Source organism: Pseudomonas sp. No.117, assembly GCF_054558395.1.
Map to the genome: position 1 here is coordinate 484,807 of NZ_BAAJNP010000004.1, position 21,037 is coordinate 505,843.

The following is a 21,037-nucleotide window of genomic DNA, read 5'->3' on the forward strand; positions in this document are numbered from 1 at the left end:
TGCCCCGCTCTAGCCCAGCAGCCACGCCATGGCGCCGTTTCGCTGGCGCTTGCGGCTCAGCCAGACGGTTCGCAAGCGCAGCCCATTGCGCAGCTTGCCGATCAGCGGCAAGGGCTTTCCCGCGTTGCGCTGTGCCGCCACACTTTGACGTTTTTGCGGTCGAACGACGCTCCCACCGATAGCCCCGAGGATTTCCAGCCCGATGAGTGAGGTACCCCTGACCGCGCTGACGCGCGAGGAGCTCGAGGCCGAAGTGCTGCGCCTGCGCGCCATCGTGCGCTCCACCGGTGCTCGGGGCGCCGCCCCTGCGGAAGCCGCCCTCCTTCCCAGCAAGGCGCGCAGCCGGGCGGTGCTGGAGAGCACCACGCAGTTCGCCATCGTGGTCAGCGACTGCCAGGGACTCATCACCGACTGGAATCCGGGTGCCGAACAGGTCATGGGCTGGAGCGCCCAGGAGATGATCGGCCAGGACGCCTCGCGCTTCTTCACGCCCGAGGATCGCGCCAATCACCGCGCCGCGTACGAGATGGCCAAGGCCCTGCGCGATGGCAGCGCCATGGACGAACGCTGGCACCTGCGCAAGGATGGCCAGCGCTTCTGGGCGTCCGGCGAGATGATGGCCCTGACCGATGACGACGGCGAGCCACTGGGCTTCGTCAAGATCCTCCGCGACCGTACCGTCGAGCACCTGGCCGGGCTCGCCCTCAAGGAAACCCAGGAACGCTACCGCCTGCTGGCCGAAGCCACCAATGACGCCATCTGGGACTGGGACTTCGCCAGTGGCCTGATCCTCTGGAACGAGGCCCTGACCGCCGCCTACGGTCACGCCCCGGACGCGGCCAAGTCCACGGCCGCCTGGTGGCTTGCCCATATCCATCCGGACGACCGCGGCCGCATAGATGCCTCCATTCACGGGGTGATCGCCGGTGATGGCCTGGCCTGGACCGACGAGTACCGCTTCCGGCGTGCGGACGGATCCTATGCCCTGGTGTTCGACCGCGGCCGGGTGATCCGCGACGCCTACGGCCGGCCCACGCGGATGATCGGCGCCATGCTCGACATGAGCCAGCTGGAGACCGCCGAGACCGCGCTGCGCAAGAGCGAAGAGCGCTTTCGCGCCATCATCGAGACCATCGGCTCGGCCTTCGCCATCGTCCAGGTCAAGTTCGACGCTGACGACAAGCCCATCGACTACCGCTTCCTGGAGGCCAACCCGGCCTTCGAACGCCAGGCAGGGGTGAACCTGCGTGGCAAGTGGGTGACCGAGTTCGCCCCCAACCTGGAGCAATTCTGGTTCGATACCTACGGCCATGTCGCCAAGACCGGCGAGCCGGCCACCTTCGAGAACTACGCCAACACCTTCGAACGCTGGTTCGACGTCCGCGCGGTGCGGGTGGGCGACCCGGACGAGCGCCAGATCGCCATCCTCTTCAGCGACGTGACCGAACGCCGCAATGCCCAGGAACGCCTGCGCATCAGCGAGGCCCTGGCCCGGGAGAACATCGAGCGCGTCCAGCTGGCGCTCTCCGCGGGGGCCATCATCGGCACCTGGCATTGGGACCTGCCCAGCGACAGATTCGCCATCGACGACGCCTTCGCCACGGTGTTCGGCCTCGATCCGCAATTGGGCCGCGAGGGCCTGAGCCTGGCCCAGGTGGTCACCAACGTCCATCCCGACGACCAGGGGGGGCTGGCCCACGCCATCGAGGCCGTGGTCGCCCAGGGCGGCCCCTTCGCCCACCAGTACCGGGTCCGCCGGGCGGACGGGCGCTATTATTGGATCGAGGCCAATGGCCGTGTCGACCACGCCGCCGATGGCACACCCCTGAGCTTTCCCGGCGTGCTCATCGACGTCGAGGAGCGCCGTGCCGTGGAAGCGGAACGCGACAAGGCGCTGGCCGCCCTGCGCGCCCTGAACGACACCCTGGAAAGCCGGGTGGCCGAACGCTCGGCCGAGCTGATGCAGGCCGAGGAAAAGCTGCGGCAGTCGCAGAAGATGGAAGCCGTCGGCCAGTTGACCGGCGGCCTCGCCCACGACTTCAACAACCTGCTGGCCGGCATTTCCGGTGCCCTGGAGTTGATGGAGACGCGTATCGCCCAGGGCCGCCTGCGCGATCTCGACCGCTACCTCGTGGCCGCCCAGGGCGCGGCCAAGCGCGCCGCCGCCCTCACCCACCGGCTGCTGGCCTTCTCCCGCCGCCAGACCCTGGCGCCACGGCCGGTCAACGTCAACCAGCTGATCGATGGCCTCACCGAACTCATCCAGCGGACGGTGGGTCCGGGCATCCAGGTGGAGACGGTGGGCGCCGCCGGGCTCTGGCCCGCCCTGGTGGATCCCAGCCAGCTGGAGAACGCCCTGCTCAACCTCTGCATCAATGCGCGCGACGCCATGCCCGACGGTGGCCGCATCACCATCGAGACCGCCAACCGCTGGATGGACCGCGAGACCGCCCGCGCCCAGGACCTGCCGGAAGGCCAGTACCTGTCACTGTGCGTGACGGATACCGGGGTCGGCATCCCGCCCGAGGTCGCCGCCCGGGTGTTCGAGCCCTTCTTCACCACCAAGCCCATCGGCCAGGGCACTGGTCTCGGCCTGTCGATGATCTACGGCTTCGCCCGCCAGTCCGGGGGCCAGGTCCGCCTCTATTCCGAGGTGGGCCAGGGCACCACCCTGTGCATCTACCTGCCACGCTATCTCGGCGAAACACCGGGGGACGAAGGTCTAGGCCAGCGGGAGACCGTGGCCGGTTCCGCCCAAGGCGAGACGGTGCTCATCGTCGACGACGAGCCCACGGTGCGGATGCTGGTCATGGATATCCTCGGCGATCTCGGCTACGCCGTCATCGAGGCCAGCGACAGCCTGACCGGCCTCAAGATCCTGCAGTCCGACGTGGCTATCGACCTGCTGATCACCGACGTCGGCCTGCCCGGTGGCATGAACGGCCGGCAGCTGGCCGATGCCGCCCGCCAGTCGCGGCCGGGGCTCAGGACACTGTTCATCACGGGCTACGCGGAAAACGCCGCCATCGGTAACGGGCACCTGGATCCGGGCATGGAGATCCTGACCAAGCCCTTCGCCGTCGACCACCTGGCGAGTCGCGTCCGCGAGCTGATGGGTGCCTAGTTCGACCCTCTAGAAGCTGACCCCGATCTTCAGCGCCACGGTATAGCCCTCCGCCCGGTTGCGCGTCTCGACTTCCTTGTAGGCGTGCAGCCAGATGGCCGGCAACCCCGAGCCAGGCTCGAAGTAGCTGATCGCCGGACCCAGCGCCAGGGTCCGCGCGCGATTGCCACGGGTCAGGCCCGGTGCCTCGTCGTCGCTGAGCTGGCGGTAGTAGTAGCCGCCCAGACCCGCCGTCCAGGGACCGAGGTGCTGGCCGACGGCGAATTCGTGGCGATACTCCACGCCGCTGCGGTAATCGGTGGCCGGGTTGCGCGCATTGATGTCGACCTGGAAGCTGGACGACAGCTCCAGCCCGCTCGGGCTGATATAGCTGGCATTGAGGATGGGGGACAGCGTCCAGTGGTTGGTGCCGGGACTGACCAGGCGATTCTTGTCGTAATCGCCGGTGGGCGCCTGGATCGACAGCTGGGTATTGATGCCCACCCCGGGCGCCGGGCGCCAGTCCAGGATCAGCGGGATCAGTTGCAGATCCGCCGGCCGGAACAGCTGGGCGCTGTCACTGAACACCCGCTGCCCGCCGGCGTTGATGCCCAGGTCGGCATCCATGCGGAAGAACACCGACACGGCGCCGAAACCATAGCGCGCACCGAACAGCTGCTGGTCGGTCATGCGCAGATAGGCCAGGCCGATGGCCAGGACGTTGATATTGAAGTCGTTGCCGTCATCGCGCCCATGGCTGTCCTTGATCACCCGCGCCTGGTAGTCGCTGAAGCGCATGCCGACCGTACCGAAGGGCGTCGACGGGGGCATGAAGCCCGCACCGAAGTCCTGCACCCCGGCGGCGGTGGTCGGCATGCCGTTCTCGGTGGCTTGGGCGGTAGTGCTCAGCGCCGCCAGCGACAGGAGCGTGGCGAGGAGCAAAATGGCAGGCGAACGCGACATGGTCAGACTCCTTCGAGCTTTCGAGCGAGCGTGCGAGGCCTCACCGGGCGCGTGGAGCGCCCGGTCTTGGCGAGAGGGTCAGGTAGGGGGTGGGATCAGTCGGGCCTAACCGCGACCCGCTGCGCGATCTGCGCCTTGCGGTTGACGCCGAGCTTCTCGTAGATGCGTCTCAGGTGATGACGCACCGTGGCTGGCGCCATGCCCAGGTTGCGGGCGACCTCCTTGTAGGTCTGGCCCAGGGCGAAACACTGGGCCACCTCCAGCTCGCGGGCACTGAGGCGGTCCGCCGAACTGCGCCGGCGCGCCTTGAGCAGCAACAGATCGCCCAGCGGCTGGGCGTCGAGCTGCAGGGTGCGGCCCTGGTAGGTGGCCTGGGGTTCACAGCCGGCGGGCAGGCGGTGGCCCGCCCAGCCCTGCCACTCCCCCGCCAGCAAGGCGGCGAAGCCCGGCTCCATCGAAAGCAGCACGCCGTAGCGATCGCAGACCGCCAGGGCCAGCTCGTCGAAACTGCCCTGGCTGTCGCGCAAGGTCGCCAGGGTGCGCAGGCAACTCTCGCGTTCGGCGTGCAGCAGGTGGGGCATCAGCCATTCGACCAGCTGGCATTCGAGCGCGGTGAAGGGTTTGGCGGGATCCTCGCGGAACAGCGTGAGGTGAACGCCCAGGCGGGTCTGGTCGTCGGTCAGCACGATGCGCAGGCCCTGGGCCAGCCGATGTCGCCGGCCCAGGGCCGCGAGCTTTGGCGCGGCCTGGTCCGCATGGCAGTCGAATACCTGGCAGCGCCCCGGCACCTGGTGCAGTTCGCCGAGCTCGTGGTCATCGGCCTTGAGGGCATCCCACTCCTCGGGATAGCCGCTGGGTAGCCCCAGCAGGAAGGCGCTGTGCGCCACCGGCAAGCCATCGCGCCAGGTGGAATTGCCCCACCAGGCCTTGTCGAAGGCGACCAGACGCTGCAGCTGCGCCAGGGCCTGGGCATGGAATTCGGTGATGGCCCCGCCCCGCAGCCGGGACTGCAAGGCCAGGACGACCTCGCTGAAGCGTGCGACCACCTCGGCGGGTACAGCGCTGGAAACGGCGACTGGCTGGGCCATGCTACCCCCATTGTTTTGATTGTCTTGGGTAGGGTGCCGACCCCCGACCGGGGCCTGGCTGGGATCCGAGTCTACCGCACCGAGGCGACGCGGCTATCGTTCAGATGCAGGATAGTGGGTCACCCGCACCTAGCGCCCAGGGCGCTCTGTTGCGGCATTCTCCGGGCGCAACCGCGTCAGGATGCCCAAGGTCCAACTCCGGGTCGCCATCGTTCATCTGACCGATAGACCGGCTGGCTGGCCTCCGGCGAGGCTGGCGGCGAACCGACGGCCGTATCGCCGTCCCGAATCCTCAGGAGAACCCCCATGCACGATATCTTCGCGCGCCTCGACCCCCAGGTCGCCGACCTGCTGGCCCAGTTGGCCGCGCAGCCCCAACCGCCGATCGAAAGCCTGACGCCGCAACAGGCGCGGGCCGCCTACGTGCAGATGACCCGCGCCCTCGGCCTGCCGCCCGCGCCCATGGCCCGTATCCAGGAACTCGCGGCGCCCGGCCCACTGGGCCCCATTCCCCTGCGCCTGTACCGGTCCCAGGCCGAGGACGGCACGCTGACGCCGGTGGTGGTCTATCTGCACGGCGGCGGCTGGGTGATCGGTGACCTCGACAGCCACGACTCGCTCTGCCGCCAGATCGCCCTCGGCACCGGCTGCGCGGTGCTCGCCGTGCACTATGCCCTGGCCCCCGAGCATCCGGCACCGGCCAGCCCCGACGACGTGCTGGCCGCCCTGCACTGGCTGGCCGGGGCCGGCGCGACCTTCAACCTCGACACCCAGCGGGTGGCCGTGGCCGGTGACAGCGCCGGAGGTGGCCTCGCCGCCATGGCTGCGCTGCACCTGCGCGGCGGTCCGCTCGGGCTCAAGGCCCAGGTCCTGATCTACCCGGGCGTGGACAACACTCCCGAGGCCTGGAACCACCCGTCGCGGATCGAGAATGCCGGGGTCCCGCCGCTGACCCGGCCGCTGATGGACTACTTCTCCGGTATGTACCTCAAGGACGCGGATACCCTGGACCCGCGAGTCTCGCCGCTGTATGCCTCGTCCCATGCCGACCTGCCGCCGGCGCTGATCTTCGGCGCGGAGTGCGATGCCCTGCGCGATGACGCCCGCCTCTATGCCCAGGCGCTGATCAAGGCCGGCAACACGGTCGAGTTCCACGAGCTGCCGGGCATGATCCATGGCTTCATCGAGATGCTCGGCGTGCTGCCCGTCGTCCGCTGGACGCTGGAGCGCACCAATGCCTTCCTGCGCGCACACCTCGGCCCGGGCGCCTGACCGGCCGAATCTGGCTAGGCTCGTCCCAGCCAGTGCAGCACCAGGCGATAGAGGTGCTGCGGCCAGCGCGACCACCAGCCACCCTGCTCGGCGTCGGCCAGGGCCACCAGCGGCCGGGTCTGCAGCACCCGGCCGCCGTCCACCAGCTCCAGTCGCCCTACCGTGGCGCCCTTGGCGATAGGCGCCACCAGCGGCTCGTCGAGCACCAGGCGCTGCTGCGGCTCATGCTGGCCCTTGGGTCGAGTCAGGACCACGTCCTGGTTCACCCCCACCGGCAGGGTCGCCACCCGGCCTTCCCAAAGCGCCGGGGTGCTCAGGGCGACGCCGGCCTGGTCGAAGGTCAGGTTGTCGAAGAAGCGAAAGCCGTAGGTCAGCAATTTCTGGGTATCGGCGGCGCGGTTGTTCAGCGAATTGGACCCGAACACCGCGGTGATCAGCCGGCGCCCGTCACGCTGCGCCGAGGTCACCATGCAGTAGCCGGCCGCCTCGGTATGGCCGGTCTTCAGCCCATCCACGGTGTGGTCACGCCAGAGCAGCAGGTTGCGATTGGGCTGGCGAATGCCGTTCCAGGTGAAGTACTGCTTGGCATAGAGCTCGTAGTAGGCCGACTCGTCCTGGATGATGGCGCGCGCCAGCAGGGCCATGTCATAGGGCGAGGAAAAGTGCTCGGGATCGGGCAGCCCGGTGGGATTCATGAAATGGCTGTCGTGCAGCCCCAGGCGCTGGGCGGTGGCGTTCATCAGGCTGGCGAAGCTTTCCTCGCTGCCGGCGATGTGCTCGGCCAGGGCCACGCTGGCGTCGTTGCCCGAATCGATGACGATGCCTTGCAGCAGGTCGTGCACCGCTACGTGGCTGCGCGGATCGAGGAACATCCGCGAGCCTTCGGTACGCCAGGCATGTTCGCTGACGGTGACCTGATCGTCCGCCTTGAGCCGGCCGGCCTGGATGTCGCGGGTCGCCACATAGACGGTCATCAGCTTGGTCAGACTGGCCGGCGGCAGGTGCGCGTGGGAGTCCTGCTCGGCGATCACCTGGCCGGTGGTGGCATCGAGCAGCACCCAGGCTTTCGCCGACAACTGGGGTGGCGAGGGGATCAGGGCGTCGGCCGTGGGGGCGGCGTCTACCTGGCCGAGCCAGGCGAGGCAAAGGGCGGCGAGGCCCTGGCAAAGCGAGGGGCGTTTCACGAGCGGCGGGTCCGGTTCAGCAGCAGGGGCCGCCACCCTAGGCAGGGCCCGCAGGCCGTGCAAATGAAGGAAAGTGAAGAAAAATTTAGGAAGGGCTGGCGGCCCAGCAAGGTCAGCCTGGGCAGCTGATCATCACCCGTGCTCCGCCTGGCTCCGCCGCCGCGATGCTCAGCCTGAAGCCGTGCAGCCGCACGATGGCGGCCACCAGTGACAGTCCCAGGCCATAGCCGGGCTGCTGGCGACTGGCATCGCCGCGATAGAGGCGGCGCAGCACACTCTCCCGCTCCGCCTCGGGAATGCCGGGGCCATCGTCGCTCACCTCGATGCGCACGCCGGCCCCGGCGCTCCGCGCCACCAGCCGCACCTGGCCACCCCGCGGGGCGAATTTGACGGCGTTGTCCAGCAGGTTGACCAGCGCCTCGAACAGCAAAGACGCATCGCCCTGTACCGCCGGCAGGTCGGTATCCAGATCCAGCTCGAGGGTCTGGCCCTTCTCCTGGGCCATGGGTTCGTAGAATTCATGGGCCTGACGCAGCAGCGCGGCGAGGTCCAGCGGCGCGAAGGCCATGCGCCGGCGGGTGTCTTCCAGCTCGGAGATGCGCAGCAGCCCCTGGAAGCGCGACATGATGGCCTCGGTCTCTGCCAGGGCTTCGTCGAGATGCTCGGCCTGGGGCGCCGCCAGCGGCAGCTGCGCGAGCTGGTGCAGGCGCGCGCGCAAGCGGGTCAGCGGGGTACGCAGGTCGTGGGCGATGCCATCGCAGACGCCCTTCACCTCGTGCATCGAGCGTTCCAGCTGGTCCAGGGTGGTGTTGACCGCAGCGGCGAGCATGTCCACCTCGTCATGGCGCGGCGACAGCGGCAGCCGCTCCTCCAGATGGCCGGCGACGATGAGCTCCAGGCTGTCCTGCAGGCGCTCCACGCGCCGCAGGGGCCGCCGCCGCAGCAGATGCCAGCCGATCAGCCCCGGGATCAGCGTCAGCGACAGTCCCCAGAACAGTGCCTGGCCGATGATGCCGCCCACCGCCGAGATGGAGCCGCCGTCCCGCGCCAGCACCAGCAGGCGCCCGTCCGGCCGTCGTTGCAGGATGGCATGGCTGCTGCGGGTCGCGTCCAGGGCATCGGCGGTCTGCAGACCGCGGCGCAGATAATGCACCTGGCCATCATCGGGCAGGCTGCGCAAGAGCTTGACCAGGTTGCCGGCCAGGTAGCGGCCATCGGCTTCGAACAGGCCGTAGGCGTCGATACCGGGGATGGAATAGCTCTCGCTGGCCTGCAATTCGGCCAGCAGGTCGGCATCGGCGACCTTGCGATAATAGTGGGCGCGCTGCAGCAGGGTGCGTTCCGCCACGGCGCCCAGGTAGCCGGAGATCTGCCAGTAGAGCACCCCGGTCAGCACCGCGCCCCAGGCGACGAAGAACAGCGCATAGAGGGCCAGTAACCGGCTGCTGCCCGAGCGCCAGCGCCGGGGTCTAGTCCGGGACGACGAGGACATAGCCGGCCCCACGCACGGTATGCACCAACGGCCGCCCGACCCTTTCGATCTTGCGTCTCAGCCGCCCCATGTGCACATCGATGATGTTGGTCCCCGGATCGAAGTGATAGCCCCAGACCTGCTCGAACAGCATGGTGCGCGTCACCAGCTGACCGGCATGGCGCATCAGGTAGGTGAGGATCTTGAATTCGGTGGGTAGCAGGGCGATGGCTTCCCCGGCCCGGGTCAGGGTGTTCTCGATCAGATCCAGGGTCAGCTCGCCCACCCGCAACTGGTGGCTGGCGGCCTGGGCCACCGGGCGGCGCAGCAGCGCTTCCAGGCGCGCCACCAGCTCCACCAGGGAGAACGGCTTGGTCAGGTAGTCGTCCCCGCCGCATCTCAGCCCCCTCACCCGCTCGTCCACGTCGGAGAGCGCGCTGAGCATCAGCACCGGAGTCGTGATGCCGAGGCCACGCAGGGTACTGACGATGGTCAGGCCATCGAAATCCGGCAGCATCCGGTCGAGGGTGATGATGTCGTGGCCGCCGGCGATGGCCGCGGCCAGGCCATCGCGCCCGGTGCTCTCCCAACGGACCTGATAATGCTGGGCCTGTAGCTCACTGGCGATGGCGTGGGCGGTCACCTCGTCGTCTTCGATGACCAAAGCCTGGGTCATGGTTGCCTCTCGATCTGGCCGCCCCGGTCTGGCGGACCGCACACCCTAGGGAAATCGACCGGGCCGGTAAACTAAATTATTTTTCATCCGACCTCACGCAGGCGCAGCGCGCCCGCGGTCTATGATCGGTCCTTTCCAACAAGAGTACCTGCCATGTTCCCACGTCTGCCCTCCCTCGCCCTGGGCGCCCTGCTCCTGGCCTCCAGCACGCCGCTGCTGGCCGCGCAACCCACCACCCTCACCATCCTGAGCTCGGGCGGGATCATGGGTGCCATCCGCGAAGTCGCGCCGGTCTATGAGAAGGCCACGGGCGTCAAGCTGGAGATCGCCGCCGCGCCGTCCATGGGCGATACCCCCCAGGCCATTCCCAATCGCCTGGCGCGCAAGGAGCCAGCCGACGTGGTGCTGATGGTGGGCTCGGCGCTGGACAAGCTGGTCGCCGATGGCCAGGCCCTGAAGGACAGCCGCGTCGACCTGGGTCAATCCTTCATCGCCATGGCGGTGCGCCAGGGCGCGCCCAAGCCGGATATCTCCACCATGGACGCCTTCAAGAAGACCCTGGAGAACGCCCAGTCGGTGGCCTACTCCGACAGCGCCAGCGGCGTCTATCTGTCGCGCGTGCTCTTTCCGCGCATGCAACTGGGCGAAGCCTTCACCGCCAAGGCCCGCATGATCCCGGCCGAGCCGGTCGGCGGCGTGATCGCCCGCGGCGACGCCCAGCTCGGCTTCCAGCAATTGAGCGAACTCAAGCCGGTGCAGGGCATCGACATCGTCGGCCTGATCCCCGACCAGGCGCAGAAGATGACCCTCTACTCGGGCGCCGTGGTCAGCCACAGCCAGCATCCCGACGCCGCCCGTGCGCTGCTCAAGTACCTGGCCTCCAAGGACGCGGCCAAGGCCATCGAGGACAGCGGTCTCAAGCCCATCCCCGCGCAGTGAGCCCAACGGGGGTCGCCACCGCGGCGACTCCCCGCCGCGCCTGGCGCTACCACAGCGCCAGGTCGTAGGTCAGATACAGACGATTGCTGTCCCGCCCGCGGGCGAAGTCCGCCCGATAGACATAGTTGCGCAGCTTGACCCCGAAGCCCTTGAGCGGGCCCTTGGGCACCACGTAGGCCAACTCCACGTCGCGCTCCCACTCGTGCAGGCCCGCCTCGCCGGAGCGGCCGTTGTCGCCGCTGATGTAGCGCGTCATGAAGGTGAGTCCCGGCAGGCCGAGCGTCTTGAAGTCGTACACGTAGCTGAGCAACCAGCTGCGCTCGTCTTCCTCGATGAATTTGCCGATGCCGACGTTGCTGAAGGAATAGACGGTGGCGCCGCTGATGTAGGGCAAGCCGGCCTCGCCGCTCAGCCGCTGCAACCCCGCACCGAGCGTATGGCTGCCATGGGCATAGGTCAGCTGGCCACTGAGCATGTCGTTGTCGATCTTTCCGGAATAGGCCGAACCCGTGTCACGGCTCTTGAAATAGCGCAGGTCGCTGGTCAGGATGCCTCCGGCCAGCGGCAGCTGATGCTGGATGCCGGCGAAATCCTGCCGATAGAAATTGTCCAGCTCGCCATGGAAATAGCTGAGCCTGAGGGTCTTGCTGACCTGGTAGTCCGCGCCGGCGAAGCTGAAGTCGCCGGATCGACCGCCGGTGTAGCCATCGGCGAACAGGCCATTGCTGTCGGTCGAATCGCGCAGCTTGAACCTGTCCAGTTGCCCCAGGGTCAGGCTCAGGCCCTCGATGTCGTCGCTGGTCAGCTGGGTGCCCTGGTAGGTCTGGGGTAGCAGGCGAGCATCGTTGTAGACCAGCACCGGCGTCTTCGGCAGCAGGGTGCCGTGCCTGACCACCGTCTTGCCCAGCCGCGCCTTGGCGGTGGCACCGAGCGAACTGGCCTCTTCCGCCGCGCGCCCATCGCCATGCACCGGCAGCAGGCCGGTACCACTGCGACCGGGTCCGGAATCCAGGCGCAGCCCCAGCAAGCCGAGGGCATCCAGACCGAAGCCCAGGGTGCCCTGGGTGAAGCCTGAGCGGTAATCCAGCAGGAAGCCCTGGGCCCATTCGGTGCGTTCGCTCTTGGCCGTGGCGGCGGCGCGGGCGCTCAGGCCCTGCTCATCGCGGAAGTTCTCGTTGAAATAGACGTTACGCACCTGCAGCTTGAGTGTGCTGTCGTCGAGGAAGCCGGCGGCGTCGGCGAACGGCAGGCAGGCGCACAGGGCAGCGCAACCGGCGCCACTCGAGAGGAGTCGGGTCATGGAAAGGCTCTTGTTGTTGTAGGAAGACGGTTCCGCTGGCCCGGCGCGCGAACGCGCGCCGGGCCGGGATTTCAGACGAAGAAGGAGATGGCGCCGGTCAGCAGGGCGATGGCGGTGATGACCAGGGAGGTCAGGACGGCCCATTTGACGGTGGCCTTCTGGAAGTCACCGATGTCGCGGTCGACCATCCCCACCAGCAGCAGGGTGGAAGCCACCAGCGGACTCATCAGATGTACCGGCTGGCCGAGCACCGAGGCACGGGCGATCTCCACCGGGTCGATGCCATAGGCCGCCGCGGCGTTGGCAAGGATCGGCACCACCCCGAAGTAGTAGGCGTCGTTGGACAGCACGAAGGTCAGCGGCATGCTGGTGATGGCCACCACCAGGGGGAACCAGTGCCCCCAAGACGGCGGGATCCAGTCGACCAGGGTCTGCGCCAGGGCGTCGACCATCTTGGTGCCGGAGAAGATGCCGGCGAAGATGCCCGCGGCGAACACCAGCAGCACCACGGTCATGGCGTTGCCCGAATGCGCCAGGATGCGCTCCTTCTGCAGCTCCAGCTGCGGATAGTTGATCATCAGCGCCAGCACGAAGCCGATCATGAAGAGGATGGCGGCGTGCATCACGCCCATGACCAGGGCGGTCATCACGGCGATCACCAGCACCAGGTTGACGTAGGCCAGCCGCGGCCGCTTGGTCGGCGAATCGCCGAGGATCTCCTCGATATAGCACTTGCCGCCGTTGGTCCCGCCGCTCGCCAGGCTGACGTTGCCGATGCGGGCGCGCTCGCGGCGGCCGAGCAGGAAGGCGGTGAACACCACCCAGGCGCCGCCGCCGATCACCGTGGGCAGCATGGGGATGAAGTAGGCGGTGGCGTCCAGGCCCAGGGCGGCGATGGCCCGGGTGGCGGGGCCGCCCCAGGGGCTCATGCCGCTCATGATGCTCAGCGAGAGCATGGAGACGGTCGCCAGCACCATGGGATTCATGCCGATACGCTTGTACAGCGGCAGCATGGCGGCGCAGGTGATCATGTAGGTGGTCGTGCCGTCACCGTCCAAGGCGACCAGCAGCGAGAGCAGCGCCGTGCCGATGGCGATCTTCACCGGATCGCCGTTGACGCGCTTGAGGATCTTGCGGATCAGCGGATCGAACAGACCGGCATCGATCATCAGGCCGAAGAAGAGGATGGCGAACAGCAGCAGCGCCGCCGAGGGCGCCACCATCTTCAGGCCGTCGAGCATCATCTTGCCGGTGGTGGGGGCGAACCCCCCGATGAGGGCGAAGACGATGGGCACCACGGTGAGCGCCACGATGGGCGACAGACGTTTGCTCATGATCAAGTAGGTGAAGGTCACCACCATGATCAGACCGAGAAGCGCGAGCATAGGCTTATCCTTTGTTTTTGTTGTGGGTCTGGCCAGCGGCGGGCCAGCCGATCCCCTCCTCCGGCCAGCTGACGACACGGAGGGGGGGCTACAGCGGTAGCGCGGTTACAGCGATCAGGCGTGGGGACGGACGTCCGGCGCGCTCCACTCGGGGGCATCCGGCACCGCCACGGGCTCGGCCTTGCCGTTGGCCAGGGTGCGCAGCAGCTGCTCCCGGTCACAGGCGCCTTCGGACAGCGAGATCACCACGGTGGCCACGGCATTGCTGGCCAGACTGGTCAGGGCGCGGGCTTCGGACATGAAGCGGTCGATGCCGATGAGCAGCGCCAGGCCGGCCAGGGGGATGTCATGGATCACGGTGAGGGTCGAGGCCAGGGCGACGAAGCCACTGCCGGTCACCCCTGCCGCCCCCTTGGAGGACAGCAGCATGATCGCCAGCATGGTCAGGGTCTGGCCGACGGTGAGGTCGATGTTGCAGGCCTGGGCGATGAAGATGGCCGCCAGCGACAGGTAGATGGCGGTGCCGTCCAGGTTGAAGGAGTAGCCGGTGGGCAGCACCAGACCGACCACGCCCTTCTTGCAGCCCAGGCCTTCGAGCTTCTGCAGCATGCGCGGCAGCACTGGCTCGGTGGACGAGGTACCCAGCACCACCAGGAATTCCTCGCGGAAGTAGCGCAGGAGCTTCCACAGGCTGAAGCCGCGCGAGCGGCACAGGGCGCCCAAGACCACGAAGACGAAGAAGGCGCAGGCGATGTAGAGGGTGGCGATCAGCTTGGCCAGGGAACCCAGCGAGGTGATGCCGTACTGGCCCACGGTGAAGGCCAGGGCGCCGAAGGCACCGATCGGCGCGAAACGCATCAGGTAGCCGAAGATGCGGAAGACCATCTGCGAAGCTGACTCCAGCACGTCCAGCACCGGCCGGCCACGCTCGCCCATGGCGGACAGCGCGAAGCCGCAGAGCACGGCGATGAACAGCACCGGCAGCACCTCACCCTTGTTGAACGCCCCCATGAAGGTGTCCGGGATGATGTGCATGAAGAAGTCGACCACGCTGAGCTTGGCCGCGCTCGTCGTGTACTGGGCGATGCTGGCGGTGCTCAGGGTCGCGGGATCTATGTTCATGCCCACGCCGGGCTGGAACAGGTAGACCGCGCCCAGGCCGATGAACAGGCTGAGCACGGTGAGCACCAGGAACAGCAGCAGCGTCTTGCCCATCAGCCGACCCAGGGTGCTCTTGTCGGTCATGCCGGCGATGCCGGTGACGATGGTGCAGAACACCACGGGGGCGATCATCATCTTGATCAGCTTGATGAAGGCGTCACCCAGGGGCTTGAGCGCGACGGCCTGTTGCGCCCAGAAGTGACCGACCAGCACCCCGAGCACCACGGCGCAGAGGATCTGGAAGTACAGCGATTTGGCAAGTTTCATGGGGCATCACCGTTTATTGAAGTTGTGCGGATGCGCTGGTGGGGGTGAGGTGCTACGTCAGCCGGCGAGCCTCCGCGCGGTGGGCGCGTAGACGTGGCCGGCGAACAGACGGCGCGCGGTCCGGACGACCGAGGCCTGGATGGTAGTGCCGTCCGCGCCGCCGCGCGACAGGACGACGTCGATACCGCCGCTTGGATGCTCCAGGCGGACGTGGGTCAGGTCACGCGCCGACTCGCCCAGCAGCTCCATCACCACGGTCTCCGGGGTGACGCAGGCGGTGGCCAGGCCGATCGAGCCGGTGATGGCCAGCGCCCGGTGGCAGCTGTGCGGCATGAAGTAGCGTACCTGCAGGGTGCCCCCCTGCTGCGGCTGGGAGACCAGCACCGGCTTGGGAATCACCTTGCCGCTGACATCGCCCAGCCCCATGGCTCGGCCGGCCTGCAGGCGCAGGCTTTCCAGTCGCGCCAGCAACGCCGCATTGGCGTCCAGATCGGCCGGGCGCTCGCTGCCGGTGACGCCCAGGTGACGGGCTTCGACGATCATCATCGGCATGGCCATGTCGATGCAGGTCACCGGCACGCCGTCGAAGACGTCGGTGGCCTGGCCGGTGGGAAAGAGCTGGCCGGTCTTGCTGCCGACAGCGTCGAGGAAGGTCAGCTGGACTGGCGCGGCGGTGCCGGGCACACCGTCGATGGCGGTATCGCCCTCGTAGCGCACCTGGCCACCGGGGGTATGCACCAGGGAGTCGACGAAGCTGTTGGTGTTGAGGTTGCGGATGCGCACCAGGGTCTTGCCCTCGCGGGCCTCGACCAGGCCCTGCTCCACCGCGAAAGGCCCGACGGCGCAGAGCATGTTGCCGCAATTGGGCGCGGTATCCACGCGCCGCTCGGCGACCATCACCTGGACGAAGAGATAATCCACGTCGGCGTCGGGATGGCTGGAGGGGCTGATGATGGCGACCTTGCTGGTCTGGGGGCTACCGCCGCCGATGCCGTCGATTTCCAGCTCGTGGCCGGCGCCCATGAGGTCGATCAGCATCTCGTCGCGCATGGCGGGATCGCTGGGCAGGTCGCTGGCATGGAAGAAGGGGCCCTTGGAGGTACCGCCTCGCATGAGAACGCACGGAATACGTTGCATGACTGCTGACTCTTGTTGATCAATAGCGGTTATTGATGTTCTGAGAACAAGATTGGCAGTCCTGGATAAATCTATCCAATGCAAATATCGTCGCTATTATTCCACTTGGATAATCAATTTTCGACCCATCTGGCCAGAGGCCTTTCATGGATTACGAGCTGCAAGACATTCGATCTTTCGTGAAAATCGCTGAACTGGGCAGCTTCCACGAGGCCGCCGATGCGCTGCACCTGTCCCAGCCCGCCCTGAGCCGGCGCATCAAGAAACTGGAAGACGGCCTGGGGACGCCCCTGCTCGAGCGCACCACTCGTCGGGTCGGCCTCACCAGCGTGGGTCGGGACTTCCTGCCCAAGGCGCGCCGGCTGCTGGATGACTTCGAGGATTCCATCCTCAGCATTCGCGAGCTGGCCGAGCGCCAGACCGGCCAGGTCACCCTGGCCTGCATCCCTACGGCGGCCTTCTACTTCCTGCCCTCGGTGATCCGCCAGTACAACGAGCAGTACCCCAAGATCCGCATCCGCCTGCTCGACCTCAGTGCCAACGACGGCCTGGAAGCGGTACTGCGCGGCGAGGCCGACTTCGGCATCAACATGCTCAGCGGCCAGCACCCGGACATCGAATTCGTGCCCCTGGTACAGGAGCAATTCGTGCTCGCCTGCCGCCGCGACCACGCCTTGGCCGAGCGCGGTTCGGTCAGCTGGGCCGAGCTGGTCGAGCATCGACTGATCGGCGTCGGTCGCCTGAGCGGCAACCGGGTGCTGCTCGACCATGCCCTCTCCGCCCGCGGCATCCGCCCGAAGTGGTTCTACGAGGTCCAGCACCTGTCCACTTCGCTGGGCATGGTGGAGGCCGGCTTGGGGGTTTCGGCGATGCCCAGCCTGGCCATGCCGGATGCGGATCATCCCACCCTGGTCAGCGTGCCGCTCACCGAGCCGGAGGTGACACGCACCCTGGGCCTGGTCTCCCGGCGGGGGGCCTCGCTGTCGCCCGCCGCGGAAAAATTCGTCGCCATGCTGCTGGGCCAGTGGCAGATCGAACAGCCCTAGCTCGGGCTAAGGCCGCCGCGGTGCCCTGATCCGCGGCGGCCAAGCGCCAGTATCCAGTGAACGTCACGCCCGATCGGACGGTCTGTTGGCTGCAACAACTGGTTACGGTCCGATCGCCATGTCCCTTGCGAGCCTCTCGCCATCACCCGGCCGCCGCCGCGCCTTCCACTCGGGATGCCTGGCGCCGCTCCTCCTGCTGCTGACTGGCTGCTCGCCGCTGCAGCATGGCTTTCTCGCCCCGGCGGGCCTCGCTGCCGCTGGCGAACGCGACCTGCTGCTGTGGATCGTCGGCCTGGCCCTGATCGTGGTGCTGCCGGTGATCCTGCTCACCCCGCTGATCGTCTGGCGGTACCGCCACGGTAATGACCGCGCCGCCTACCGGCCGCGCTGGGAGTTTTCCTGGCTGCTGGACGTCTTCGCCTGGGGCGTGCCGGCGCTGGTGGTGGTCGCGCTGGCGGTGCTGGTCTGGACGCGCACCCACAGCCTCGACCCCTATCGCTCGCCGACGCCCGGCGAGGCGCCCCTGGAGGTCCAGGTGATCGGCCTGGACTGGAAGTGGCTGTTCCTCTATCCCGAACAGGGCATCGCCAGCGTCAATGAGCTGGTGTTGCCAGCCGGTCGGCCGGTGCAGCTCAGACTCACCAGCGATACGGTGATGCAGTCCCTGCTGCTGCCGCGCCTGGGCGGCCAGATCTACGCCATGGCCGGCATGCAGACCCAGCGCTTTTTGCAGATCCCGGCCCCCGGCCAGTTCGAGGGCCGCAACGCCCAGTACAGCGGCGAGGGCTTCCAGGACCAGCACTTCCCGATCCGGGTGCTGGAACCGGGCGAGTTCCAGGCCTGGACCCAGCGCGTGGGCGAGGCCCGCGCGGCCCTAGACTGCGCCCATTACCAGGTGCTGGCCCGCCCCGGCACCCTGGAGCAGGCCGCCGAGCTGCGCCTGACCCAACCCGCCCTTTTCGCCTGGGTGCTGGCCCGCTATCGCCAGGACCCGGTGCCCGCCTGCGACACCTTCAAGGGAGCCGCCCATGACTGAATCCTCGGCGCTCTGGCACCTGCTGTTCGGCCGCCTGGGCTATGACGCCCTGCCCTTCTACAGCCTGGTCGCCACCTGCGGCGCCAGCGTGGTCATCCTCGGCGCCCTGGCTACCGCCGGGGTGATCACCTGGCTCTGCAAGTGGCGCTATCTCTGGCAGGAGTGGTTCACCAGCCTGGACCACAAGCGCATCGGCATCATGTATGTGGTGCTAGCCCTGGTGATGTTCAGCCGCGGCGTGGTGGAAGGGGTGATGATGCGCACCCAGCAAGCGCTGGCGGTCGATGCACCCGGCTATCTGCCGACCGAGCACTTCGGCCAGTTGTTCAGCACCCACGGCACCATCATGGTGTTCTTCGTCGCCATGCCCTTCCTCACCGGGCTGATCAACTTCGCCATGCCACTGCAGATCGGTGCGCGCGACGTGCGCTTTCCGCTGCTCAATGCCATCAGCCTCTGGCTGACCGTGGCCGGCGCGGCGCTGGTGATGGTGTCCCTGGTGCTGGGCCGCTTCTCCACCGGTGGCTGGAGCGGCTATCCGCCCTATACCGGCGCCGAATACCAGCCCGGCGTTGGCCCCGACTACTGGATCTGGGCGCTGACCCTGAGCTCCCTTGGCAGCACCCTCACCGGCCTGAACTTCGCCGTCACCCTCTACAAGGAACGAGCGCCAGGGATGCGCCTGTTCCATATGTCGCTGTTCAGCTGGACGGCGCTGTGCACCAGCATCCTGATGATCTTCGCCATGCCGCCGCTGACCGTGGCTACACTGCTCCTGGCCCTGGACCGCTACCTGGATTTCCACTTCTTCACCAACACCCAGGGCGGCAACCTGATGAACTACATCAACCTGTTCTGGTTGTTCGGCCACCCGGAGGTGTACATCCTCATCCTGCCGGCCTTCGGCGTCTTCTCCGAGGTGTTCTCGACCTTTTCCACCAAGCGACTCTATGGCTACCACTCGCTGGTCTGGGCCACCCTGGTGATCGCCGTGCTGTCCTTCACCGTCTGGCTGCACCACTTCTTCACCATGGGCCAGTCGCCGAAGATCAACGCCGTGTTCGGCATCGCCACCATGCTCATCGGCATTCCCACCGGGGTGAAGATCTACGACTGGATGGCGACCATGTTCCGTGGCCGCATTCGCCTGACCACGCCGCTGATCTACGCGGTGATGTTCATCATGCTGTTCGTTATCGGTGGCCTCACTGGCATCACCCTGGCCACGCCACCGGTGGACTACCAGGTGCATAACACCGTCTACCTGGTCGCCCACTTCCACAACATGCTGATCCCGGGGATGCTGTTCGGCATGCTGGCGGGCTACCACTTCTGGTTTCCCAAGGCCTTCGGCTTCCGCCTCGACGAGCGCTGGGGGCGCATCGCCGCCTTGAACTTCGGTCTGGGCTTCATCCTGGCTTTCATGCCGCTGTACGTGCTGGGCGCCTCCGGCCTGCCGCGGCGTAGCCAAGCCATCCACAACCCCGACTTCGCCCCGCTGCTCTGGGTCGCCGAGGTGGGGGCGGTCCTGCTGCTCGCCGCCTTGGCGAGTCTGGTGATCCAGCTGGTGGTGAGTATCCGCCACCGCGACCAGGCACGGGTACCGGTGGGCGATCCCTGGAACGGCCGCACCCTGGAATGGGCCGTGGCCGCGCCGCCGCCGGCATACAACTTCGCCGTGCCCCTGCCGATCAACGACCGCGATCCCTTCACTTGGCTAAAGGAACAGGGCCTGGCCTATGACCGGCCGCGCACCTATGCCGACATCGAGCTGCCAAAGAACAGCGCCGTACCAGCCATCGTCGGGGCAGCGGGCTTCGCCTGCGCCTTCGGCCTGGTCTGGCACATCGGCTGGCTGGCGGTGCTCGGCCTGGTGGTGGCCTGGGGCGCGGTGATCGTCCGCAGCTTCCAGCGCGATACCGAGCGACTGATCTCGGCGGCGGACATCCGGCGCGAGCACGAGGCCTGGCTGGACGTGGTCGCCGCGACCCGCCCGGTCAATCGCGACGAGGAAACCACCCCCGGCAATCGCGGCCTGGCGGAGATGGGTCCATGAGTCCGCGCGATATGAACCACGCCGGCCTCAACGTCGGCGCCACCGATCACGCCACCCACGCCGAGGCCGAGTATTCGTTGTTCGGCTTCTGGATCTTCCTGATGAGCGACGCCCTGGTGTTCGCGCTGCTGTTCGCCATCTACGCGACGCTGCAACACGCCACCGCCGGCGGTCCGCGCCCCGGTGAGGTGTTCGAGATCCGCAGCGTGACCCTGCAGACCCTGGTGCTGCTGGCCAGCAGCTTCACCTATGGCCTGGCCTCATTGGCGATGAAATACCACGAGGGTCGTTTGCGCGCCCTGGTGACCTGGCTGCTGGTGACCCTGGCGCTGGGCCTGGTTTTCCTCGGCCTGGAGCTGCACGACTTCCTGGGTATGGCGGACAAGGGCGCCCTGCCCCAGCGCAGCGCCTTCCTCTCGGCGTTCTTCGCCCTGGTGGGCATGCACGGCGTCCACGTCGCCAGCGGTTGCCTGTGGCTGGTGGTGATGCTGGTACAGCTCCGGGTGTTCGGCCTGGATACCCCGGTGAAAACCCGGCTGATGCGCCTGGGCCTGTTCTGGCATTTTCTCGATATCGTCTGGGTCGCCATCCTCTCGGTGGTCTACCTGCAAGGACTCCTGCCATGAAGCGAGATGACTATCGCCGCGAACTGGCGAGCTATGTGATCGGCCTGGGGCTGGCGGTAACGCTGAGCCTGATCCCCATCGCCCTGGTCCAGTTTCCAACCTGGCCGCGCGGAACTACCCTGGGCATCGTCTTCGGTCTGGGCCTGCTGCAGATCCTGGTGCACCTGCGCTGCTTCCTGCACGTCAGCCTGGGCCGCTCGCACCGCCACGACCTCTACCTGCTGCTGTTCACCAGCCTGATCCTGGTGCTGATGGTGGTGGGCAGCTTGGTGGTGCTGGGCGATCTGCAGCATCGCATGCATTGACCGGCTTGCTGCCCGGCTGGGC

General features: G+C 67.4%; 17 protein-coding genes. 8 read left to right on the top strand and 9 right to left on the bottom strand.

The window, feature by feature from the left end; genetic code table 11:
* Positions 1-202 precede the first annotated feature (202 nt).
* A complete protein-coding gene (locus tag ACYJP6_RS12125) occupies positions 203-3,124 on the top strand; it encodes a PAS domain-containing hybrid sensor histidine kinase/response regulator (RefSeq protein WP_459475217.1) in 2,922 nt (973 codons plus the stop codon).
* Positions 3,125-3,133: 9 nt separating this feature from the next.
* On the opposite strand, the gene ACYJP6_RS12130 is transcribed toward ACYJP6_RS12125, so the two are convergent.
* The gene (locus ACYJP6_RS12130) at positions 3,134-4,066 is read right to left on the bottom strand and encodes a SphA family protein (RefSeq protein WP_459475218.1); all 933 of its coding nucleotides are present in this window, start codon (positions 4,064-4,066) and stop codon (positions 3,134-3,136) included.
* A 95-nt stretch (positions 4,067-4,161) separates the two neighbouring features.
* On the bottom strand, positions 4,162-5,154 hold the full coding sequence (locus ACYJP6_RS12135) for a helix-turn-helix transcriptional regulator (protein WP_459475219.1): 993 nt from the start codon (positions 5,152-5,154) through the stop codon (positions 4,162-4,164).
* Between the two features lie 306 nt (positions 5,155-5,460).
* Here ACYJP6_RS12135 and ACYJP6_RS12140 point away from each other — a divergent pair, with 306 nt between their 5' ends.
* Complete coding sequence (locus ACYJP6_RS12140) at positions 5,461-6,426, top strand: alpha/beta hydrolase (RefSeq protein ID WP_459475220.1); 966 nt, start codon at positions 5,461-5,463, stop codon at positions 6,424-6,426.
* Positions 6,427-6,440: 14 nt separating this feature from the next.
* On the opposite strand, the gene ACYJP6_RS12145 is transcribed toward ACYJP6_RS12140, so the two are convergent.
* From ACYJP6_RS12145 to ACYJP6_RS12155, 3 genes are all read right to left on the bottom strand, one after another.
* Positions 6,441-7,610 carry a D-alanyl-D-alanine carboxypeptidase family protein gene (locus ACYJP6_RS12145; protein WP_459475221.1) on the bottom strand — a complete coding sequence of 390 codons (1,170 nt, stop codon included), beginning with the start codon at positions 7,608-7,610 and terminating at the stop codon, positions 6,441-6,443.
* 112 nt (positions 7,611-7,722) lie between these two features.
* Entirely contained in the window at positions 7,723-9,102 is a 1,380-nt protein-coding gene (locus ACYJP6_RS12150; protein WP_459475222.1) for a sensor histidine kinase, read from the bottom strand.
* A complete protein-coding gene (locus ACYJP6_RS12155) occupies positions 9,080-9,757 on the bottom strand; it encodes a response regulator transcription factor (RefSeq protein WP_459475223.1) in 678 nt (225 codons plus the stop codon). The genes ACYJP6_RS12150 and ACYJP6_RS12155 overlap by 23 nt, the downstream gene beginning before the upstream one ends.
* Positions 9,758-9,910: 153 nt before the next feature.
* Between ACYJP6_RS12155 and ACYJP6_RS12160 the strand changes: the two genes are divergently transcribed.
* Entirely contained in the window at positions 9,911-10,696 is a 786-nt protein-coding gene (locus ACYJP6_RS12160; RefSeq protein ID WP_459475224.1) for a substrate-binding domain-containing protein, read from the top strand.
* A gap of 46 nt (positions 10,697-10,742) precedes the next feature.
* On the opposite strand, the gene ACYJP6_RS12165 is transcribed toward ACYJP6_RS12160, so the two are convergent.
* The 4 genes from ACYJP6_RS12165 to ACYJP6_RS12180 form a co-directional block, all read right to left on the bottom strand.
* A complete protein-coding gene (locus tag ACYJP6_RS12165; RefSeq protein ID WP_459475225.1) occupies positions 10,743-11,996 on the bottom strand; it encodes an OprD family porin in 1,254 nt (417 codons plus the stop codon).
* Between the two features lie 71 nt (positions 11,997-12,067).
* A complete protein-coding gene (locus ACYJP6_RS12170) occupies positions 12,068-13,381 on the bottom strand; it encodes a CitMHS family transporter (RefSeq protein ID WP_459475226.1) in 1,314 nt (437 codons plus the stop codon).
* Positions 13,382-13,495: 114 nt separating this feature from the next.
* Positions 13,496-14,809: a C4-dicarboxylate transporter DctA gene (gene dctA / locus ACYJP6_RS12175; RefSeq protein WP_459475227.1), complete on the bottom strand. Its 1,314-nt coding sequence runs from the start codon at positions 14,807-14,809 to the stop codon at positions 13,496-13,498.
* Positions 14,810-14,866: 57 nt separating this feature from the next.
* The gene (locus ACYJP6_RS12180) at positions 14,867-15,946 is read right to left on the bottom strand and encodes a 4-oxalomesaconate tautomerase (protein WP_459475228.1); all 1,080 of its coding nucleotides are present in this window, start codon (positions 15,944-15,946) and stop codon (positions 14,867-14,869) included.
* Positions 15,947-16,092: 146 nt separating this feature from the next.
* On the opposite strand from ACYJP6_RS12180, the gene ACYJP6_RS12185 reads away from it, so the two are divergent.
* The 5 genes from ACYJP6_RS12185 to ACYJP6_RS12205 all read left to right on the top strand — a co-directional run bounded on the left by ACYJP6_RS12185 (position 16,093) and on the right by ACYJP6_RS12205 (position 21,015).
* Positions 16,093-16,992: a LysR family transcriptional regulator gene (locus ACYJP6_RS12185; protein ID WP_459475229.1), complete on the top strand. Its 900-nt coding sequence runs from the start codon at positions 16,093-16,095 to the stop codon at positions 16,990-16,992.
* A gap of 118 nt (positions 16,993-17,110) precedes the next feature.
* Entirely contained in the window at positions 17,111-18,028 is a 918-nt protein-coding gene (locus ACYJP6_RS12190) for a cytochrome ubiquinol oxidase subunit II (RefSeq protein WP_459475230.1), read from the top strand.
* A gap of 22 nt (positions 18,029-18,050) precedes the next feature.
* Positions 18,051-20,084, top strand: coding sequence for a cbb3-type cytochrome c oxidase subunit I (locus ACYJP6_RS12195; protein ID WP_459475372.1), 2,034 nt, complete (start codon positions 18,051-18,053; stop codon positions 20,082-20,084).
* On the top strand, positions 20,081-20,710 hold the full coding sequence (locus ACYJP6_RS12200) for a cytochrome (ubi)quinol oxidase subunit III (protein WP_459475231.1): 630 nt from the start codon (positions 20,081-20,083) through the stop codon (positions 20,708-20,710). The genes ACYJP6_RS12195 and ACYJP6_RS12200 overlap by 4 nt, the downstream gene beginning before the upstream one ends.
* Positions 20,707-21,015: a cytochrome o ubiquinol oxidase subunit IV gene (locus ACYJP6_RS12205; RefSeq protein ID WP_027599589.1), complete on the top strand. Its 309-nt coding sequence runs from the start codon at positions 20,707-20,709 to the stop codon at positions 21,013-21,015. The genes ACYJP6_RS12200 and ACYJP6_RS12205 overlap by 4 nt, the downstream gene beginning before the upstream one ends.
* Positions 21,016-21,037 lie beyond the last annotated feature (22 nt).

What these genes read in the sequence shown, in the direction of transcription:
- ACYJP6_RS12165 (WP_459475225.1), bottom strand. Translation starts at nt 11,996, where the DNA reads ATGACCCGACTCCTCTCGAGTGGCGCCGGTTGCGCTGCCCTGTGCGCC.
- ACYJP6_RS12170 (WP_459475226.1), bottom strand. Translation starts at nt 13,381, where the DNA reads ATGCTCGCGCTTCTCGGTCTGATCATGGTGGTGACCTTCACCTACTTG.
- ACYJP6_RS12190 (WP_459475230.1), top strand. Translation starts at nt 17,111, where the DNA reads ATGTCCCTTGCGAGCCTCTCGCCATCACCCGGCCGCCGCCGCGCCTTC.
- ACYJP6_RS12185 (WP_459475229.1), top strand. Translation starts at nt 16,093, where the DNA reads ATGGATTACGAGCTGCAAGACATTCGATCTTTCGTGAAAATCGCTGAA.
- ACYJP6_RS12155 (WP_459475223.1), bottom strand. Translation starts at nt 9,757, where the DNA reads ATGACCCAGGCTTTGGTCATCGAAGACGACGAGGTGACCGCCCACGCC.
- ACYJP6_RS12180 (WP_459475228.1), bottom strand. Translation starts at nt 15,946, where the DNA reads ATGCAACGTATTCCGTGCGTTCTCATGCGAGGCGGTACCTCCAAGGGC.
- ACYJP6_RS12125 (WP_459475217.1), top strand. Translation starts at nt 203, where the DNA reads ATGAGTGAGGTACCCCTGACCGCGCTGACGCGCGAGGAGCTCGAGGCC.
- ACYJP6_RS12130 (WP_459475218.1), bottom strand. Translation starts at nt 4,066, where the DNA reads ATGTCGCGTTCGCCTGCCATTTTGCTCCTCGCCACGCTCCTGTCGCTG.
- ACYJP6_RS12205 (WP_027599589.1), top strand. Translation starts at nt 20,707, where the DNA reads ATGAAGCGAGATGACTATCGCCGCGAACTGGCGAGCTATGTGATCGGC.
- ACYJP6_RS12150 (WP_459475222.1), bottom strand. Translation starts at nt 9,102, where the DNA reads ATGTCCTCGTCGTCCCGGACTAGACCCCGGCGCTGGCGCTCGGGCAGC.
- ACYJP6_RS12135 (WP_459475219.1), bottom strand. Translation starts at nt 5,154, where the DNA reads ATGGCCCAGCCAGTCGCCGTTTCCAGCGCTGTACCCGCCGAGGTGGTC.
- dctA (WP_459475227.1), bottom strand. Translation starts at nt 14,809, where the DNA reads ATGAAACTTGCCAAATCGCTGTACTTCCAGATCCTCTGCGCCGTGGTG.
- ACYJP6_RS12140 (WP_459475220.1), top strand. Translation starts at nt 5,461, where the DNA reads ATGCACGATATCTTCGCGCGCCTCGACCCCCAGGTCGCCGACCTGCTG.
- ACYJP6_RS12200 (WP_459475231.1), top strand. Translation starts at nt 20,081, where the DNA reads ATGAGTCCGCGCGATATGAACCACGCCGGCCTCAACGTCGGCGCCACC.
- ACYJP6_RS12160 (WP_459475224.1), top strand. Translation starts at nt 9,911, where the DNA reads ATGTTCCCACGTCTGCCCTCCCTCGCCCTGGGCGCCCTGCTCCTGGCC.